The 17,249-nt window shown below is 71.8% G+C and carries 14 protein-coding genes; 5 read left to right on the top strand and 9 right to left on the bottom strand.

The window, feature by feature from the left end; all coding sequences use genetic code 11:
• Window positions 1-84 precede the first annotated feature (84 nt).
• The 5 genes from AB0I81_RS19445 to AB0I81_RS19425 all read left to right on the top strand — a co-directional run bounded on the left by AB0I81_RS19445 (window position 85) and on the right by AB0I81_RS19425 (window position 7,153).
• On the top strand, window positions 85-2,589 hold the full coding sequence (locus tag AB0I81_RS19445) for a LuxR C-terminal-related transcriptional regulator (RefSeq protein ID WP_360658349.1): 2,505 nt from the start codon (window positions 85-87) through the stop codon (window positions 2,587-2,589).
• Window positions 2,590-3,004: 415 nt separating this feature from the next.
• Window positions 3,005-3,778, top strand: coding sequence for an AMP-binding protein (locus tag AB0I81_RS19440; RefSeq protein WP_360658348.1), 774 nt, complete (start codon window positions 3,005-3,007; stop codon window positions 3,776-3,778).
• A 320-nt stretch (window positions 3,779-4,098) separates the two neighbouring features.
• Window positions 4,099-5,367 carry an ABC transporter substrate-binding protein gene (locus AB0I81_RS19435; protein WP_360658346.1) on the top strand — a complete coding sequence of 423 codons (1,269 nt, stop codon included), beginning with the start codon at window positions 4,099-4,101 and terminating at the stop codon, window positions 5,365-5,367.
• Window positions 5,368-5,414: 47 nt separating this feature from the next.
• Window positions 5,415-6,296 (top strand): sugar ABC transporter permease, encoded by an 882-nt coding sequence (locus tag AB0I81_RS19430; RefSeq protein WP_360658344.1) that lies wholly within the window; start codon window positions 5,415-5,417, stop codon window positions 6,294-6,296.
• Window positions 6,293-7,153, top strand: a complete 861-nt coding sequence (locus AB0I81_RS19425) for a carbohydrate ABC transporter permease (protein ID WP_360658342.1) — start codon at window positions 6,293-6,295, stop codon at window positions 7,151-7,153. Before AB0I81_RS19430 ends, AB0I81_RS19425 begins: the two co-directional genes overlap by 4 nt.
• Here AB0I81_RS19425 and AB0I81_RS19420 read toward each other — a convergent pair.
• The 9 genes from AB0I81_RS19420 to AB0I81_RS19380 form a co-directional block, all read right to left on the bottom strand.
• Entirely contained in the window at window positions 7,143-8,147 is a 1,005-nt protein-coding gene (locus AB0I81_RS19420) for a 2-hydroxyacid dehydrogenase (RefSeq protein WP_360658340.1), read from the bottom strand. The two genes, AB0I81_RS19425 and AB0I81_RS19420, sit on opposite strands and share 11 nt — an antisense overlap.
• Window positions 8,144-8,833, bottom strand: coding sequence for a histidine phosphatase family protein (locus AB0I81_RS19415; RefSeq protein ID WP_360658338.1), 690 nt, complete (start codon window positions 8,831-8,833; stop codon window positions 8,144-8,146). The genes AB0I81_RS19420 and AB0I81_RS19415 overlap by 4 nt, the downstream gene beginning before the upstream one ends.
• 45 nt (window positions 8,834-8,878) lie before the next feature.
• Window positions 8,879-10,519: an FGGY family carbohydrate kinase gene (locus tag AB0I81_RS19410; protein WP_360658336.1), complete on the bottom strand. Its 1,641-nt coding sequence runs from the start codon at window positions 10,517-10,519 to the stop codon at window positions 8,879-8,881.
• 16 nt (window positions 10,520-10,535) lie between these two features.
• Window positions 10,536-12,011 (bottom strand): FGGY-family carbohydrate kinase, encoded by a 1,476-nt coding sequence (locus AB0I81_RS19405; RefSeq protein WP_360658334.1) that lies wholly within the window; start codon window positions 12,009-12,011, stop codon window positions 10,536-10,538.
• Window positions 12,011-13,240 (bottom strand): sugar ABC transporter permease, encoded by a 1,230-nt coding sequence (locus tag AB0I81_RS19400; protein ID WP_360658332.1) that lies wholly within the window; start codon window positions 13,238-13,240, stop codon window positions 12,011-12,013. The genes AB0I81_RS19405 and AB0I81_RS19400 overlap by 1 nt, the downstream gene beginning before the upstream one ends.
• A 2-nt stretch (window positions 13,241-13,242) precedes the next feature.
• A complete protein-coding gene (locus AB0I81_RS19395; protein ID WP_360658330.1) occupies window positions 13,243-14,004 on the bottom strand; it encodes an ATP-binding cassette domain-containing protein in 762 nt (253 codons plus the stop codon).
• Window positions 14,001-15,092: a sugar ABC transporter substrate-binding protein gene (locus tag AB0I81_RS19390; RefSeq protein ID WP_360658328.1), complete on the bottom strand. Its 1,092-nt coding sequence runs from the start codon at window positions 15,090-15,092 to the stop codon at window positions 14,001-14,003. Before AB0I81_RS19390 ends, AB0I81_RS19395 begins: the two co-directional genes overlap by 4 nt.
• Window positions 15,093-15,225: 133 nt before the next feature.
• The gene (locus AB0I81_RS19385) at window positions 15,226-16,191 is read right to left on the bottom strand and encodes a sugar-binding domain-containing protein (RefSeq protein ID WP_360658327.1); all 966 of its coding nucleotides are present in this window, start codon (window positions 16,189-16,191) and stop codon (window positions 15,226-15,228) included.
• An 83-nt stretch (window positions 16,192-16,274) separates the two neighbouring features.
• On the bottom strand, window positions 16,275-17,246 hold the full coding sequence (locus AB0I81_RS19380; protein WP_360658325.1) for a helix-turn-helix domain-containing protein: 972 nt from the start codon (window positions 17,244-17,246) through the stop codon (window positions 16,275-16,277).
• Between the last annotated feature and the right edge of the window lie 3 nt (window positions 17,247-17,249).

The raw sequence follows: 17,249 nt of genomic DNA, 5'->3' as shown, positions 1-17,249 counted from the left end.
AAGGCGGTGCTGGGGTGAGGGCCTGAGCGCATTGGCATCGATTAAGTATGGGCGCGAAGCGTAGTTGATGGCACACTCACAGTGATGAAGCGACCTGGCGACTTCCGCGACCTACCGGCCGAGCCCAACGCGTTCGTGGGCCGGGAGGCCGACATCGATGAACTCGTCCACCTGATGCGGGTCTCGCGTCTGGTGACCCTGTGCGGGGCCGGCGGCATCGGCAAGACCCGCCTCGCCCTGCGGCTCGCCGCCAGGATCGCCTCCGCCCATCCGGGTGGGGTGTGCGTGACCGAGCTGGCCGACCTGGAGAAGGGGCAGCTCAGGGCGCATGTCGCGGCCGGGCTTGGGATCGCGGGCGAGCTGACGGAGACGATCGGGGATCGGCGGATCCTGTTATTGCTCGACAACTGCGAGCCGGTCATCGGCGAGTGCGCCGAGTTGTGCCGCGATCTGCTGCGGGCCTGTCCCGGCGTGACCGTCCTGGCCACCAGCCGGGAGCCGCTGCGCGTGCCGGGCGAGACGGTGTGGCGGGTGCCACCGCTGTCGGTGCGCCGGCCGGAGAGCGGAGCAGGGACCGGAGGCGGCACCGGGAGTGGGCCGGAGAGCGGAGTGAGGAGCGCGTCTGGAGCCGGTGCCGCGAGCGGGCCGGGGAGCGGGTCCGGAGGCGGGACCGGGGGCGGGACGGAAGGCGGTGCGGGGAGCGGGGGCGAGAGTGAGGCGGTGCGGTTGTTCGTGGCCAGGGCCACTGCCGCCGTGCCCGGGTTCGAGCTGACCGACGAGACGAGACCGCTGGTCGTGGAGCTGTGCGAGGCGCTCGACGGGGTGCCGCTGGCGATCGAGCTGGCCGCCGCCATGGTCAGGGTCCTGTCGGTGGGGCAGCTCGTCGAGCGGCTCGACGACCGGTTCAGGCTGCTGGCGGGCGGCGCGCGCACCGCTCCCGCCCGGCACCGCACGCTGCGGGCGGCCGTGGACTGGAGCTACCGGCTGCTCACCCCGCAGGAGCGGCTGCTGCTGCGCCGTACGGCCACCTTCCGCTCCTGCTGGACGCTGGACCTGGCCGAATCGGTCTGCTCGGGCCCCGGGCTGACGGAGGAGGAGGTGCTGCCGCGACTGTGCGACCTGGTGGACAAGTCGCTGGTGGTCCTCGACGGGGAGGTCGCGGGGTACGCGCGCTACCGGCTGCTGGAGACCGTACGCGAATACGCGCTGGAACAGCTGGCCGAGTCCGGTGAGGAGGCCGAGCTGCGGCGCGGCCACCTGATGGCGCTGACCAGGATGGCCGTCGGGTTCGAGGACTCGCTTGGGCCCGGGGCGCGCACGTCGTGGCCGGTGGTCGAGCGGCACATCAACCTCTTCGACGGGCTCAAGGCCGAGGTCATCTCCGCCTGCGACTGGTCGATCGCGATCGGCATGCCGGAGACCGCGCTCACCATGATGACCGGCATCCGCTACCTGCTGGTCGGGAGCGGGCGCAAGCTCGACGTGGCCGAGCGGCTCGACCGGCTGCTCGCCCTCGACGCCCCCCAGGTGCCGCACGGGCTGCGCGGGCGCGCCTCGATCGTGCGCGGCGAGCTGGCGCTGGCCGCCGGGGATCGCGAACCGGCGCTGCGGCACGTACGCGCGGGGCTGAAGTTGTGCGCGGCGGCCGGGGACAGCTACGGCGCGGCCATGGGCACGATCGTGCTGGCCAGGCTGACGGGCGAGCAGGAGCAACTGGGCAACGCGCTGGAGACGGCCAGGGAGTCCGGCGACCTCGTCCTGGAATCCCTGGTCCAGGCCACATGGGCCAGCCTGTGCCTGCACCAGGGGCGGATGCACGAGGCACGGCGGGGCTACCAGGAGGTGTTGTCGATCAGCGAGGAGATCGACAACCACTTCGGCCAGACCTTCGGCCACATCGGCCTGGCCCGCGCGGCCAGGCGGTCGGGCGACCCCGCCACCGCCAAGCGGCACTACGCCTCGGGGCTGCGCCTGCTGCGCCACATGGACGCCAGGCAGCACATCGTGAGCTGCCTGGCCGGGCTCGGCTGGGTGGCGCTGGACCAGGGCGATCTGGTGGAGGCCAGGGCGAGGCTCACCGAGGCGCTGGTGCTCAGCCGGGACGCGGGCCTGCGGGCGGGCATCGCCAGGCGGCTGGCGGCGTGGGCGTCCCTGGTCACCGCCGAGGGCGATCACCGGCGGGCGGTCCTGCTGGTGGCGGCCTCGGTGGCGCTGGGCGGGCGGCAGCCGGACGCGCGTACCGAGGAGGTGCTGCGGCCCGCCCGCGACCGCCTCGGCGAGGCCGTCGTCGCGGTGTTGTGGGCGCAGGGCGCGAACCTGACCGCCGACCAGGCCGTGGCCTGCGCGCTCGAAGGCGACCTGCCCGAGCCGCCCACCGAGCCGGTCACGGCCGTGGCCCAGGACAGCAGGCTGACGCCCAGGGAACAGGAGATCGCCGAGCTGGTCGCGAGGGGGTTGAGCAACCGGGGGATCGCCGACGAACTGGTCATCAGCCCGGCCACCGTCGCCCGCCACGTGGCCAACATCCTGGCCAAGCTGGGCTTCGCCACGCGTACACAGATCGCCGCATGGGTGGTCGGCAGCCGCTGAGGCAGCCGCTGAGGCACCCGCCGGGGCGAGCACTGAGGCGGGCGCCTTTTTACGCCAGGCTCCGGGGCTGGTGGCCTTCTACACATCGCGCATACATCTTCGAATGGGCATGTCAGTGCATGTGCCGCCACCCCCTGCACGCCTACCGTTTCTTCCTGTGATCGACCGCACCGCGCGTACCTCGCCCCTCGCGACGGGGGCGCCGCGGCCGATCGGTCGGGGACGTCACGCGTCCATGCGGAGCAGGGGCCTTCTCGGAGGGGTGGAGGCCTGGCTCCGGACGCGTGGCAGCGGGCTCGAGCCGCGCAGGGCTCGGGCCCGCCCAACCCGCCGCGCCGATCCGGTGACGAATGCATAGGTGCCTACATAGATCGGTGGATGCTCCGGCCGCCCCGGCGGTCGTACGTTGGCGGGCATGAAACGCACCGCCTCGACCACCGGCACCGTGATCCACGAAGTGTTCCGCCGGGCCTACGAGCGCGGCGACCGCCCCGCACTGATCGACCTGCGTGGTGGCCATGTCTACGGCTATCGCAGGCTGGTGAACGAGGTGACCAGGGCGGCCTCCGGGCTGGTGCGCAGGGGCGCCCGGCGTGACCAGGTGGTGGGCGTGTGCGTGTCCACGGCGGGCGCCCAGACGCTGGCGGCGCACACCGTGGTGGCCGCAGGAGGGGTGGCGGCGCCGATCGACCCGTCGGCCAGCGCCTATGAGATGGCCGCGTGGTTGCGTGAATGCGACGCCCGTACCCTGATCACCACGCCCGACCTGGCGGAGACCGCGATCCTGGCGGCCGAGGAGTCGCGGATCCGTCAGGTCGTCTCGCTGGGTCCGGCGGTCGACACGATCGACTTCCGCTGCCTGCTCACCCTGGAGCCCACTGCGCTGCCGCCGCTCGACGCCAAGCGCCAGCACGCCCTCCTGCTCGCCGACGGGAGCCGCCTGTCGCACGCGGAGCTGCTGGCCAGGATGGCGGAGCTGGACCTGACGGTCCGCCTGGCCGAGTCCGACGTGGTGCTGAGCACGTGGTTGCCCGACGGCGGCTGCGGGCTGCTCGCCCTGGTCTGTCTCGGGGTGTCGAAGGGCGCGCTGGTGGTGGCCGCGAAGGACGGCGATCTCGCGGGCACCAGCCACGACTTCGGCGTCACGGTGATGACGGGCCCGGACGGGCGGCTGGAGCGCGTCGGCTGACTAGGCCCGGACGGGTGGCTGGAGCGCGCTGGCTGAGGGGCCGGGACGGGTGGCTGGAGCGCGCTGGCTGAGGGGCCGGGACGGGTGGCTGGAGCGCGCTGGCTGAGGGGCCGGGACGGGTGCCTGGGGCGCGTCGGCTGGCGGGAGCGGGCGCGGGGCGGCGAATATGCGGAGCTGTTACCGCCGATCCCTTGACGGCACGCGCCGGAAAATGGGTTGATAGCCGTTGTTGACAACGTTGTCAAGCATTCACCAACTTTCGGGGGACTTCGAAGGGATGGTGCGTAATGCGACGATGGTTAGCGGCCTTATCGATCACGATGGCAAGCGTGCTCACCCTGGCTGCCTGCGGAGGCGGCGGCGGGCAGACGGCACAGACGGGACAGCCGCCCGCGGCCACCGGCGGCGGGAAACAGCAGGTTGAAGTCTTCTCATGGTGGACGGGCCCGGGTGAGGCCGACGGCCTGCAGGCGATGAGAAAGATCTTCGAGGAGCAGAACCCGTCCTACACCTTCTTCGACGCCGCGGTGGCCGGTGGCTCGGGTGACAAGGCCAAGGCGTTGCTGCAGTCGAAGCTCCAGGCGAACACCCCGCCCGACACCTTCCAGGGACACGCGGGCGCCGAGTTGCAGGGCTACATCAAGGCGGGCAACCTGGAGGACCTGACCTCGCTGTATGACGAGCTGAAGCTCAAGGACGTCTTCCCCGCCCAGCTCGTCGAGCAGATCAGCGTCGAGGGCAAGATCTACTCCGTGCCGGTGAACATCCACCGCTCCAACGTCCTGTGGTTCAACCCCGCGGTGCTCAAGGAGGCCGGGGTCGCCGCCGCGCCGAAGACGATCGAGGAGTTCCTCGCGGCCCTGGAGAAGGTCAAGGCCAAGGGCAAGATCCCGCTGTCCATCGGGTCGGAGTGGACCGTCACCCACCTGATGGAGAGCGTGCTGCTCGGCACGCTGGGCACCGACGCCTACAACGCCCTGTTCAACCCGGGCGCCGACTGGAACAGCGCGCAGGTGACGGCGGCGCTGGAGAACTTCGCCAAGATCATGACGTACGCGGGCGACCCGCAGGACGACTGGCAGCCCGCGGCCAAGCAGGTGGCCGACGGCGAGGCCGCGTTCAACGTCATGGGTGACTGGGCGTACGGCTACTTCCACAATCCGCCGCAGGGCGGCCTGGGCAAGGCGTCGAAGACGGACTTCGACTGGGCGCCCGCGCCCGGCACCGAGGGCACCTACCTGTGGTTGTCCGACAGCTTCACCCTGCCCAAGGGCGCGAAGAACCGTGAAGGGGCGATGGCCTGGCTGAAGGTCGCGGCCAGCAAGGAGGGCCAGGACGCCTTCAACCCGAAGAAGGGCTCCATCCCCGCGCGCAAGGACGCCGACCAGAGCCTGTACACCGACTACCTGGCCGACGCGCTCAAGGACTGGTCGGGCAACAAGCTCGCCGGATCGATCCAGCACGGCGTGGCGGTGAACCAGCCGTGGCTGGCCTCGATCAACGAGGCGGTGGGCCTGTACATCGGCAGCAAGGACGTCAAGGCGCTGCAGCAGGCGCTGGCCGACGCGGCCACCGCCAACGCCCAGTAACTCTGGCTCATGGGGGCGGCCGTGGCCGCCCCCTGGAGGGAAGGCTTGTGAGGCGGGCACGCACGTGGCTGCCCGGACTTCTCCTCGTCACGCCGTCGATCATCGCGATCGGCGTCTTCGTGTACGGCATGCTCGGCTGGAACTTCCAGGTCGCCATGACCGACCAGCACGATGCCGTGTCCGAGGGGAAGTTCGTCGGGCTGCAGAACTTCATCGACATCTGGGACCTGCCCCGATGGCACATCTCGGTGAACCACGCGATCGTCTTCACGGTCGTGTTCGTGCTGGGGGCGCTGCTGCTCGGGTGGCTGCTGGCGTTCCTCATGGAGAAGGGGATCAGGGGCGAGGGGACGTTCAGGGCGATCTACCTGTTCCCGATGGCCATCTCGTTCGTGGCGACCGGCATCGTGTGGCGGTGGCTGATGAACTCGGGGACGGAGGAGCGGGCGGTCGGGCTGAACCGGCTGTTCGACTGGATTGGACTGCCACAGTGGCAGTGGTTCAGGGACCCGGACTGGGGCATGGCCGCGATGGCGTTGCCGGCCATCTGGCAGATGTCCGGATATGTCATGGCACTCTTCCTGGCCGGGTTCCGGGGCGTGCCCGAGGAGCTGCGCGAGGCGGCGCGCGTGGACGGCTGCACCGAGTGGGGCGTCTACCGGCACGTGGTGCTGCCCCTGCTGCGGCCGGTCACGTTGTCCGCGCTGATCATCCTCGGACATATCTCGCTCAAGGTGTTCGACCTGATCGTCGCGGTGTCGGGCAAGCAGATCATCACGGACGTGCCCGCGGTGTTCATGTGGGTGGCGGTGTTCGATTCCAACGACCCGGCAAAGGGGGCCACTATCGCTTCGTACATCGTGCTCAGCGTGGCCGTCTTCGTGATCCCGTACCTGATCTGGTCGGTCCGTAAGGAGAGGCGATCATGACGGCGGTGGCCGGGCGCAGGGCGGTGGGCTTCGCGTGGCTGCGGTTCGGGCTGCTGCTGCTCTTCGTGCTGGTCTTCCTGATCCCGATCTACGTCCTGCTGGCCACCAGCTTCAAGCCGCTCACCGAGGCGGACGCGGGGCAGGCGTGGAACCTGCCCCAGACGTGGACGACCGAGGCGTGGCAGGTGGCCTGGGAGAAGCTGGCCCCCGGCATGTGGAACAGCGTGCTGCTGGCGGTGCCGGGGTCGTTGCTGTCGTGCGCGCTGGGGTCCATGAACGGGTACGTGTTGTCCAAGTGGCGCTTTCCCGGGGCGGACGTGTTGTTCACGCTGTTCCTGTTCGGGATGTTCATCCCCTACCAGGGGGTGATGATCCCGCTGGTGCAGCTGCTGGTGAACGTGGATGAGCTGGCCGGGCTGCAGGGCGTCTTCTACGGCGGCATTCCCGGGCTGGTGCTGGCGCACGTCGTGTACGGCATCCCGATCTGCACGCTGATCTTCCGCAACTACTACGTGACGATCCCCGACGAGCTGATCGAGGCGTCACGGGTGGACGGGGCCGGGATGTTGCGGGCGTACTGGTCGGTGGTGCTGCCGGTGTCGGGGCCCGCCATCGCCGTGGTGATCATCTGGCAGTTCACCTCGCTCTGGAACGACTTCCTGTTCGCCGTCTTCCTGACCGGGCCGCAGAGCTGGCCCACGACCGTGATGCTGAACAACATCGCGGGCGCGCAGGCCACCCCGTACAGCCAGCAGATGGCGGCGGCGATCCTGGCGTCCATCCCGACGATGGTGATCTACGTCCTGCTGGGGCGGTTCTTCATGCGGGGGCTGATGGCCGGGGCGCTCAAGGGTTAGCCAGGTGGGCGAGGGGCTCGCCGCGTACGTAGCGGGCCACGTCGGCCGCCACGATCGCGGCGGCCTTCATCGCCGTCTCCTTGCTGGCCCCGGCCAGGTGCGGGGTCATGACCAGGTTCGGCGTCGTGAGCAGGCGTGAGCCCGCCGGGATCGGCTCCTGCGGGAAGACGTCCATCGCGGCGCCGAACAGGTGGCCCGAGTCGAGCGCGTCGCACAACGCGTCATAGTCGAGCAGCGCGCCCCTGGCGCAGTTGACCAGGACGGAGCCGCGCGGCATGGCGGCGATCTCGGCGGCGCCGATCATGCCGGCGGTCTCCGGGGTGGCGCGGGCGTGCAGGGAGAGGAAGCGGGAGCGTTCGAGCAGTTCGGGAAGTTCGACCTGGTTCTCGACGTCCACGTACGGGTCGTGCACGAGGACCTCCGCGCCGAAGCCCGCCAGCATGCGGGCCACGCGGCGGCCTATGGCCCCGTAGCCGACCAGGCCGACCGTGCCGCCCTCCAATTCGGGGCCGACGTTGTCGTAGGTGTAGTAGTCGCCCCGCCACACGCCCCCCGCCAGGTCGCCGTGCGTCTGCGGGATGCGCCGGGTGGCGGCCAGCAACATGGCCAGCGTGTGCTCGGCGGTGGCCACCGCGTTGCGGCCCGGCGCGTACGTCACCGACACCCCCGCCCGCGCCGCCGCCTCCAGATTGGCGTTGACGGGACCGCCCCTGCTCACGCAGAACAGCCGCAGATCGGGCGAGGCGTCCAGGACACGCTTGGTCAGCGGCGCCATCTGCGTCACGCAGACTTCCACGCCGCGCAGCGCCTCGATCAGCTCCTCCTCCACGTCGGAGGCCTCGTTCACCTCGCCCACCTGGCCGAACGGCTCCACCGGCCACGGCAGCGTCAGCTCGCGGACGTCCACCTCGCCGGGGACCGCGTGCCGGATGGCATCGATGAGCAGGCGGTTCTGGACGAAGTGGTCTCCTGCGGCGAGGACTCTGATGGTCAACGAACGGCTCCAATCGGGGAGTTGTACTGCAACAACGCCACCTGCCCGGGGTTGAGGCGCAACTCGGTCAGCGCGCAGTTGTCCAGGCGCGGGAACAACCGCCGGTACCGGCCCAGCGGCACCCCGATGAGCCGGCACAGGGCGAGCCTGATGGCGGTGGTGTGCGCGACCACGAGCACGCGGCCATTGGGGTGCGCCGCCGCGATGTCGTGGAGTGCGGCCGCGAAACGGGCGGCGGCCTCGTGTGGGTCCTCGCCGCCCGGCAGCGGGTGCTCCGCCGGGTCGGCCTCGAACGCGGCGCGGGCCTCGGGGAAACGGGCCTTCATTTCGGCCGCGGTGAGTCCGTCACCCTGCCCGAAGTCCAGCTCCCGCAGCCGCTCGTCGATCCGCACCACCGGGCCCGTCCCGGCAGCCGGGGCGGGCGGGCCGCTCTGTGCGGCGGCGGCCTCGGCGGTTGGGGCGGCGGCGAGCGGGCCCGCGTTGGCGGCGGCGGCCTCGGCGGTGATTCTGGCGCGGCTCAGTGGGGAGGCCCACACCGCTTCCAGGCCCGCCCGTGCGGCCCAGCCGGCAAGTTGCGCGGCCTGGTCGTGGCCGCGCGGGGTCAGCTCGACGTCGGTGAGCCCGGCGTAGCGGTTCTCGGCGTGCCAGACGGTCTCGCCGTGGCGGACGAGCACGAGGTCGGTCATCGGGTGGTGGTCCTCTCGCGGGCGGGCACCGGGTCGGTCATGGGATCAGGCGGTCCTCTCGCGGGCGTGTGCGGCGGCGGTCGCGTCCAGCCAGCCGCGCCGTTCCAGCTCGGCGACGAAACGCAGGTACGGCTCGCGCAGGTCGGCCCCGGACGGCCGCACGACCGCGCGGGTCCTGATCATGCGGGCCGGGTCGCCGCCCGCCAGGACGGCCATGCCCAGGGCCGGTTCGGCGTTCTCGCGCAGCGTCACCGGGCGCTCCAGGACGTCGGCCCGCAACTGCGTCCAGTACGCGCTCCTGGTGGCGCCGCCGGTCAGGATGATCTCACCGTCCACGGGGGCGCCGAGGAGGTCGAGGTAGTCGAAGCAGAGGCGCTCGACGAAGGCCGCGCCGAGCAGGATGGCGACGTAGCGCTCGACGTCGTCGGCGGGCTCGCCGAGCGTGAAGGACTCGGCGTCGGGCGCGGCGAAGGGGAACCGCTCGCCCCGTGACACGAGCGGGTAGCTCACGGCGGGAGGCATCCGCCGGGCGGACGCGGCGCCGGACGGGCGGCCCTGTCGCCACGCGCGGCTGTTCGGGCGCGGCGTGAGGTTGCCAGGCGTGAGGCTGCCGGGCGTGAGGTTGCCGGGGTGTGGCGTGGGGCCGTCGGGCGTGCGGTTGCCGGGGCGTGCCGGGAGGCCGTCGGGCGTGCGGTTGCCGGGGTGTGGCGTGAGGGCGTCGGGTGTGCGGCCCGGGGGCGGGCCGTAGCGCGCCATCGCCTCGGCGGCGAGCGCGTCGAGGTCGCGGTCCGGCAGGTCGCGGGACAGTACGCCCGCTCCCGTGCTGGACGCCCCGCCCGGCAGCCACGACCCGTCCGGCGCGCGATGCGAGTACACCACCCCGAGCGGGTCGTGGATCAGCTCCTTCGTCACGCCCTTCAGCACGAGCGTCGTGCCCAGCACCGAGTTCCAGCTCCCCGGCCGTGTGGCCCCCGCGCCGAGCTGGGCCGCGCAACCGTCGGTGGTGCCGGCGATCACCGGCGTGCCGGCCGGGATCCCGGTCTCCTCGGCCGCCGTCGCGCACACCGTGCCGAGCAGGGCGCCGGGCCGTACGACCTCGGGCAGCACCCCGGCGGACACCCCCAGCGCGTCGAACACCTCCTCGGGCCAGCGCTCCTCGACGAGGTCCACGCCGGTCTTGAGCGCGTTGCTCAGATCGGTGGCCACCGCCCGGCCCACCAGCCGCCGGTTGACGAAGTCGCTCTGGTGGGCGAGGCGGGCGTCCGCGGGGGCGTCGCGCAGCAGCCACAGCAGCTTCGGCAGCGCCCAGTTGGGCTGCATGCGCCGGTAGCCGAGCCGTTCCCACACATGCGCCCCGGCCTCGTTCGCCAGGGAGGCGTCGGCGCGGCGGTCGTCGTACATGAGAGCGGGTGTCAGGGGACGTCCTGAGGGGTCCGTGAGCAGGACCGTTCCAGAGGTGGCGGCCACCGCGACGCCCTCGATCCAGGCGGCGGGCACGTCGCGCAGGGCCAGCCGGGTGGCGGCGGCCAGCTCGCGCCACCACTCCTCCGGGTCCTGCTCGTGGCGTGGCCCGTCGCGGTGGCTGGTCAGGGGACGGCTCGCGGAGCCGAGCACCCGGCCGTCCGCGGCGACGGCCAGCGCCCGCACGCTCTGCGTCCCGAGGTCGATGCCGATCCAGACGCTCATGTACGGCCTCTCATACTCACGTACGGTCCCTCATGTCGCTCAGCAGCGGCCACGTGCCGGCGGTGGTGCCGCGCAGGGTCAGGAAGTCCTCGAACAGCCGGTCGTAGCGTGCCCGGCGGGCGAGGTCGGGCTCGACCGCCTCGCGCAGCCGTACGTGCCCGGCCGCGGCCTCGGCGACCGACGGCGCGGCGCCCGTGGCGGCCAGCCCGACCAGGTACGCCCCCCGAGCCCCCACCTCGGCGTCGGCGGAGCGGCGCACGGGCAGCCCCGTGACGTCGGCGATCAGCCCGAGCCAGGTGGCGTTGGCCGAGCCGCCCCCGCAGACCGCCAGCTCGGTCGGGGCGGCCCCGGTGGCCGTCAGGCAGTCGCGGATGACCATCGTGAGCCCTTCGAGCACCGCCCTGGCCACGTCCTCGCGCCCGTGCTCGAACGACATGCCCAGCAGCGCGCCCCTGGCCAGCGGGTCGGAGAAGGGCGCCCGTTCGCCGGCGGGCGACAGGTACGGCAGGAACGCCAGCCCGCCCGCCCCTGGCTCGCTCAGCATCGCCAGCTCGCCCAGCTCGGCGGGGTCGGACAGTCCCAGCAGGCGGCAGGTCCACTGCACCACCTCGGTGCCGGCGAACGTCGGGAAGGCCCGCAGGTAGCCGCCGGGCAGCGCGATCGTGATGCCGGTCGGCTCGCCGTCGAGATCGGGTGAGCCGACCACGACCTCGGTGCACAGGGTGGTGCCGAGGATCCCGCACGCCTGCCCGGCCTCGACCGCCCCCGCGCCCAGCGCGGTCGAGGCGATGTCGTAGGGGGCCATCACGACGGGCGTCCCCGCGGGCAGGCCGAGCGCGCCGGCCGCGCCGGGGGTCAGCCCGGCCACGGGGCAGGGCCGGATCTCGGGCAGCAGCCGCCGCGCCCAGTCCAGGCCGTACAGGGCGAACAACTCCGGCGAGTACGCCCGCGCCCGCAGATCCATGAACGGCGCCGAGGCGTCGGACTCGTCGGCCACCAGCTCCCCGGTCATCCGGGAGAAGATCCACCCGCCGCAGGTCAGCAGGGCGCCGGACCGGTCGAGCCGCGCGGGGTCGTGCGCCCGCAACCACGCCAGGATCGCGTGCGGCAGCCCGGAGGCCGTCGCGGAGCCGTTGATGCCGAAGGCCGCCGCGGCGGTGCCCTCGCGGGTCCAGGCGTCGGCGATCGAGGCGGCCCTGGCGTCGTTCCAGAGGATCGCGGGGCCGGTCGGCTCGCCGTCAAAGCCCACCGGCCAAAAGCCGTCGCCCTGGGCGGTGATCGCCACGAAGTCGGGCGCGCCCACCCGGGCGGCGACCTCGCGCACCGTGGCGGCGACCGCCTCCCAGACGGCGTGCATGTCCTGCTCGGCGTGGCCGGGCGCGGGCCTGGACACGACCGTCGCGCGCCTGGCCACCGCCGTTTCGGCGCCCGTGGCGTCGTACCCGACGGCCTTGATGACGGTGGTGCCGGCGTCCACGCAGATGATCGCCATCAGGCCCTGCCGTGGGAGGTCCTGGAGCGGCGCGAGACCGAGTCGACGACCACCGCGAGCAGCAGCACCGCGCCGGTGACCACGAACCGGATGGAGGAGTCCAGGTTGAGCAGGGTCAGGCCGCTGGAGATGGACTGGATCACGATGATGCCGAGCAGCGCGCCGAACGCCGTGCCGCGCCCGCCGAACAGGCTCGTCCCGCCGATCACCGCCGCCGCGATGGCGTTGAGGTTGATGTCGCCCGCGCCGCTGCTCTGGTTGGCCGCCGCCAGCCGGGCCGCGGCCAGGATGCCGCCGACCGCGGCGAAGGTCGAGCAGAGCACGAACACGGAGGTGTAGACGGCCCTGACGTTGATGCCGGCCCGGCGCGCGGCCTCGACGTTGCCGCCCACGGCGTAGACCGAGCGGCCCCACTTCGTCCGCGACAGCAGGTAGTGCATGATCAGGACCAACGCCACGAAGAAGACGAACATCCAGCCCACGCCGCGCGTCTGCCCCAGGTACCAGACCACGAACGCCAGCACCGCGAGCAGCGCCACGCTCCTGACCGCCAGGGTGGAGACACTCCTGGCCGACAGCCCGGCCGCGCGCCGCTCCCGCGCGTGCAGGTATCCGGTGGCGAACAACCAGACGGCCGCGATGACGGCGAAGGTGTAGGACAACCACGCCGGTACGAAGTCGAGCTGCGCGAAGTTCACCAGCCCCGAGTCGAACGGCAGGTTGATCGACCCCTTGCTGCCCAGCACGTACAACTGCAGCCCGAGGAAGCCCAGCAGGCCGGCCAGCGTGATCACGAAGCTGGGCACGCCGAACCGGTTGAACAGCTGCCCGTACAACCAGCCGATGACCGCGCCCATGAGCACCGCGGCCCCGATCGCCAGCCAGACCGGCAGCCCCTCGCCCACGAACAGCACCGCCAGCACCGCCCCCGACAGGCCGCTGACCGAGCCGACGGACAGGTCGATCTGGCCCACCAGCAACACGCACACGATGCCGAGCGCGATGACGCCGACGGCGGCCGATTCGAGGGTGAGGTTCACCAGGTTCGCGCTGGACAGGAAGATCGGGTTGAGGATCTGGAACACCGACCAGATGACGATGAGCCCCACCACGACGGGGATGACGCCCAGGTCGCCGCCGCGGGCCCGGTCCACCACGCCGGCCAGCGCGCCGCGCAACCCCTCGCGGTCCTGGAGCCGCTCGTCCTGGCGGTCGGTTGCCGTAGTCATGGTCACTGCTGTCCCCTTTGGGCGCGGCGGGACACCACGTTGTCGGTGGCGCCGGTGATGGCGGCGACGATCTCCTCGGTGGTGACGGCGGCCACGTCGAACACCCCGTTGTTGCGGCCGAGCCGGAGCACCGCCACGGTGTCGGCGACGGCCTTCACGTCCGCCATGTTGTGGCTGATCATGATGACGCCCAGGCCGTTCTCGCGCAGCCGCTCGACCAGGTTGAGCACCTCGGCCGTCTGGGCCACGCCGAGCGCGGCGGTGGGCTCGTCCAGGATGATCACCTTGGGGTCGCCGAGCAGCGACCTGGCGATGGCCACCGTCTGCCGCTGGCCGCCCGACAGCGCCGCGACCGGCACCCGTACGCTCGGGATCTTGGCGGAGAGCTGGCGGAGCAGCTCCCACGAGCGGGTCTCCATGGCCACGTCGTTCAGCCGCAGCGGGCGGATCTCCTGGCCGAGGAACAGGTTCTGGATCACGTTGAGGTTCTCGCAGAGCGCCAGGTCCTGGAAGACGGTGGCGATGCCGAGCCGGTGCGCGGCGGCGGGGGCGGGGATCTCCACCTCGCGGCCCTCGAACGTGATCGTGCCCGAGTCGGGCGGGTGCACCCCGGACAGGATCTTGACCAGCGTGGACTTGCCCGCGCCGTTGTCGCCGACGATCGCCACGACCTGGCCGGCGGCCACGTCGAGTTCGATGTCGCTCAGCGCGGCCACCGCGCCGAAGCTCTTGCTGATCCCGCGCAAGGACAGGACGCTCGTCATTGGATCCCGAGCTCCTGGCAGCCCTTGGCGTAGTCGCCCGTGCACACCTCGGCGGCCTTCATGATGCCGCTGTCGAACAACACTTCCTTGATGTTCTCCGTGGTCACCACCGTGGGCACGAAGAGCTCGGACGGCGTGTTGAACAGCTGGGCCTTGCCCGCGGGCTTCTTGCCCTGCATGAACTCCCAGGCCGCGTTCGCCGACGCCTCGGCCACGATCTTGATGGGCTTGGAGATGGTGTTGTACTGGTCGCCCGAGATGATGCGCTGGGCGGCGGCCACCTCGGCGTCGTTGCCGGTGATCGGCGGCACCTTGACCCCGGCGGCCTTGAACGCGGCGATCGAGCCGCCGCCGGTGCCGTCGTTGGCCGCGACCACGCCGGCGATCTCGTCCTTGAACTGGGTGATCTGGCCGCTGACCCAGGTCTGCGCCTTCTCCGGCTGCCAGTCGGGGGTGTCGTACTCGGCCAGCAGCTTGAACCCGCTGGAGTCCACCGCGGTGTGGATGCCCTTCTTGATCAGCCCGGCCGCCGCGTCCGTGGGGGAGCCGTTGACCTGGAGGATGCCGCCCTCGGCCTTCTCGGCCTTGAGGTGGTCGACCAGGGACTGGCCGATCATGGAGCCGATCTTCTCGTTGTCGAAGGAGATGTAGTAGTCGGCGGGCGTGGCCGGGATCGGCCGGTCGTAGGCGATGATCGGGACCTGCTGCGACTGCGCGGACTTCACGATGGTGGCCGCGGCGGCGGAGTCCACCGGGTCGATCACGATCGCCTTGACGCCCTGGGCGAGCGCCGAGTTGGCCTGTTGCTGCTGCTTGGCGGCGTCGGAGTCGGCGTTCTGGTAGATGACCTGGCAGGTCGGGCAGAGCTGCTTCATCTTGGCCTCGAACAGGGGCTTGTCCTGCAGCTCGTACCGGGTCGACGCGAGGTCGGGCATGAGGAAGGCGACCTTGGCGTTCTGCAGGTCGCCCTCGCCGCCGGCCTCGCTTCCGGAGCCGCCGGAGCCTCCGGAGCCGCACGCCGCCAGCATCGAGCCTGCGAGCACCGCCACTGCGGCGAACGCGGAGGTACGCACTTGAGCTCTGTTCACGGGTTGTTTCCTCACTTACGCCGGGTGTCGAACGCACGCTGCCCCCGACACAAGGGACGCCATCACAAGAGCGCTCACCCTGTGGTGCGGCTCACGTTAGCGCGCGTTCAGAAACTTTGTCCAGCAAAAGTGTTCAGAGCTGGTGTGTGGCCGCCACCAGTCCCTCCGCCGTGGGAGTGTCCGTGACGAGCTGGTTGAAGTACCCGCCCCTGGCCCCGGCCAGGATCGAGAGCACCTTCTCCGCGCCGACGGCGACGGCGATCGTGTGCGGAATCCGGCGCAGTTCCTCCGGCTTCGGCGCGACCAGCCGCTCGCTGCCCGGATAGGTGACCGGGGCCCCGTCGCGGTCGTAGGTCCGCATGCACACGTCGCCCACCGCCTGGCGCAGGCCCTCGGCCTCGCGGGGCATCAGGGCGGGCACCATCTGCCTGGTCAGCGGCGGTGAGCCGACGCCCACGAGCGCGCACTTGGCGTGCGCCCACAAATCCATGACCCGGCGCACGGACGGCTCGTGCTGCAACGAGTAGAACAGCTCGGGCCCCGGCAGCGCGGGCGCGTACAGGTAGGCGGGCACGCCGCCGATGCCCTCGGCCAGGATGCGGGTGGTCTCGTTGGTCTGGAACCAGGGCTGCGGCTCCTCCTGGCCGCCCACGGCCGGCGCGATCGTGACGCCCGGGTACTGGCCGAGCCCCTCGCGGGCGCACTCGTAGACGGTGGTGCCGGAGGACACCAGCACCACGTCGCCCGACTCCAGGCCCACCCCGGCCAGCGCGCGGGCCACGCCCGGGGCCAGCCACGGGCCCAGCGCCGGGCCGCTGACCTTGGGAACCAGGTGCACGCGCGCCAGGCCGAGCGCCCGCGCCACCTCGGCGGCCAGCGGGCCCTCGCCGAGCGAGGCGGGCCGGTGCACCTTGATCTCGACGATGCCCTGCCTGCGGGCCTCGGTGAGCAGCCGGCTCACGGTCGCCCTGCTGACGCCCAGCCGCTTGGCGATGTCGCCCTGGGTGGCGTCCTGGAGGTAGTACTGCTGGGCCGCCGCGTACATCAGCTCTTGCGGAAACCTGGCCTGCGCATCGGGTGCGACGTCGGCGGCATTCATTCGCGCGCTCCTGTGAACAGATTTGCTGAACTGATGCGCAACCACTATAGCTTCGTGCTTCCCGGTGTTTCCGAAAGGACAGGCTAGCCGTTGATCAGGGCGTCGCCGAGCGGGGTGCGCGCGTACCGGACGCTGCGGCCCGTGCGGGTGCCCGCGATCAGGCCCGTCCCGCGCAGCGCGGCCAGGTGGCCGCCCGTGGTGCCCAAACTCTGCCCGAGCAGGGCGGCGAGCTGGGTGGTGGTGGCGGGCTCGGCCAGCTCGGCGAGGATGCGCGCCCGGCTGCGGCCGATCAGCGCCGCCAGATTCCGGTCGGGTACGGGCGGCCGGGCCGCGATGCCCCTGGCGGGATAGACCATCGCGTACGGCCAGTCGGCCTCCAGATAGGTCGCCACGCCGCCCATGAACGCCGACGGCAGGAAGAGCAGCCCCTTGCCGCCGAGCCGGTTGACCGGGTTCCCCGCGCCCATCTCGATCTCGATCCGGCCCCCGTCCCGCCAGCGCACGCGCGGGCTGAGATCCTCCAGGGCCGCCTGCCAGCCGTAGGCCGCCAGCCGCCCCGCCCGGTAGGCCACGTCGCGCTGCAGGATCGCGTGCAGGCGCGGCCAGTCGTGGGAGAGGATCTCCATCCACAACGCCTCGTACGCCCCCGCGAACCGCGCCACCACCTCCGGCCCCAGCAGCAGCTCCCTGACCCAGCGGGCCACCGGTGGCCGCCCGGTTAGCACCCGCTCGATTTCCGCGTGCGCCTGGGCCGGCGGCGTACGGCGCACCGCGGCCAGCTCCGCCTCGAACGGCACGTGCACGGCCGTGGGCGGGGGAGCGATGAAGTCGACGTTCGGGCCCGGCAGGTAGCCGCTGACCGCGGCGGCGGCCCGCAGCACCGGGTGCTCCCGCGCCAGCCTCCCGTAGGTCTCCCGCCACCGCGCCGCCCACGGGCCGTGCACGCCCGCCGCGTAGTGACCTGCCAGCACCCAGTGGGCGTGCATGGTCTCGATGAGCGGCGAGATCGCGAACCTGCTCGCCATCAGGTCCTGCGGCACGACCTCGATCTGCACCAG

Source organism: Nonomuraea sp. NPDC050404 (assembly GCF_040655495.1).
Classification (GTDB): Bacteria; Actinomycetota; Actinomycetes; order Streptosporangiales; family Streptosporangiaceae; genus Nonomuraea.
This window is presented reverse-complemented; position numbering and strand designations above follow the sequence as displayed.

Coding starts and splice junctions, on each gene's coding strand:
- AB0I81_RS19445 (WP_360658349.1), top strand. CDS start 85: ATGAAGCGACCTGGCGACTTCCGCGACCTACCGGCCGAGCCCAACGCG.
- AB0I81_RS19425 (WP_360658342.1), top strand. CDS start 6,293: ATGACGGCGGTGGCCGGGCGCAGGGCGGTGGGCTTCGCGTGGCTGCGG.
- AB0I81_RS19435 (WP_360658346.1), top strand. CDS start 4,099: ATGGCAAGCGTGCTCACCCTGGCTGCCTGCGGAGGCGGCGGCGGGCAG.
- AB0I81_RS19415 (WP_360658338.1), bottom strand. CDS start 8,833: ATGACCGACCTCGTGCTCGTCCGCCACGGCGAGACCGTCTGGCACGCC.
- AB0I81_RS19400 (WP_360658332.1), bottom strand. CDS start 13,240: ATGACTACGGCAACCGACCGCCAGGACGAGCGGCTCCAGGACCGCGAG.
- AB0I81_RS19405 (WP_360658334.1), bottom strand. CDS start 12,011: ATGGCGATCATCTGCGTGGACGCCGGCACCACCGTCATCAAGGCCGTC.
- AB0I81_RS19410 (WP_360658336.1), bottom strand. CDS start 10,519: ATGAGCGTCTGGATCGGCATCGACCTCGGGACGCAGAGCGTGCGGGCG.
- AB0I81_RS19395 (WP_360658330.1), bottom strand. CDS start 14,004: ATGACGAGCGTCCTGTCCTTGCGCGGGATCAGCAAGAGCTTCGGCGCG.
- AB0I81_RS19440 (WP_360658348.1), top strand. CDS start 3,005: ATGAAACGCACCGCCTCGACCACCGGCACCGTGATCCACGAAGTGTTC.
- AB0I81_RS19385 (WP_360658327.1), bottom strand. CDS start 16,191: ATGAATGCCGCCGACGTCGCACCCGATGCGCAGGCCAGGTTTCCGCAA.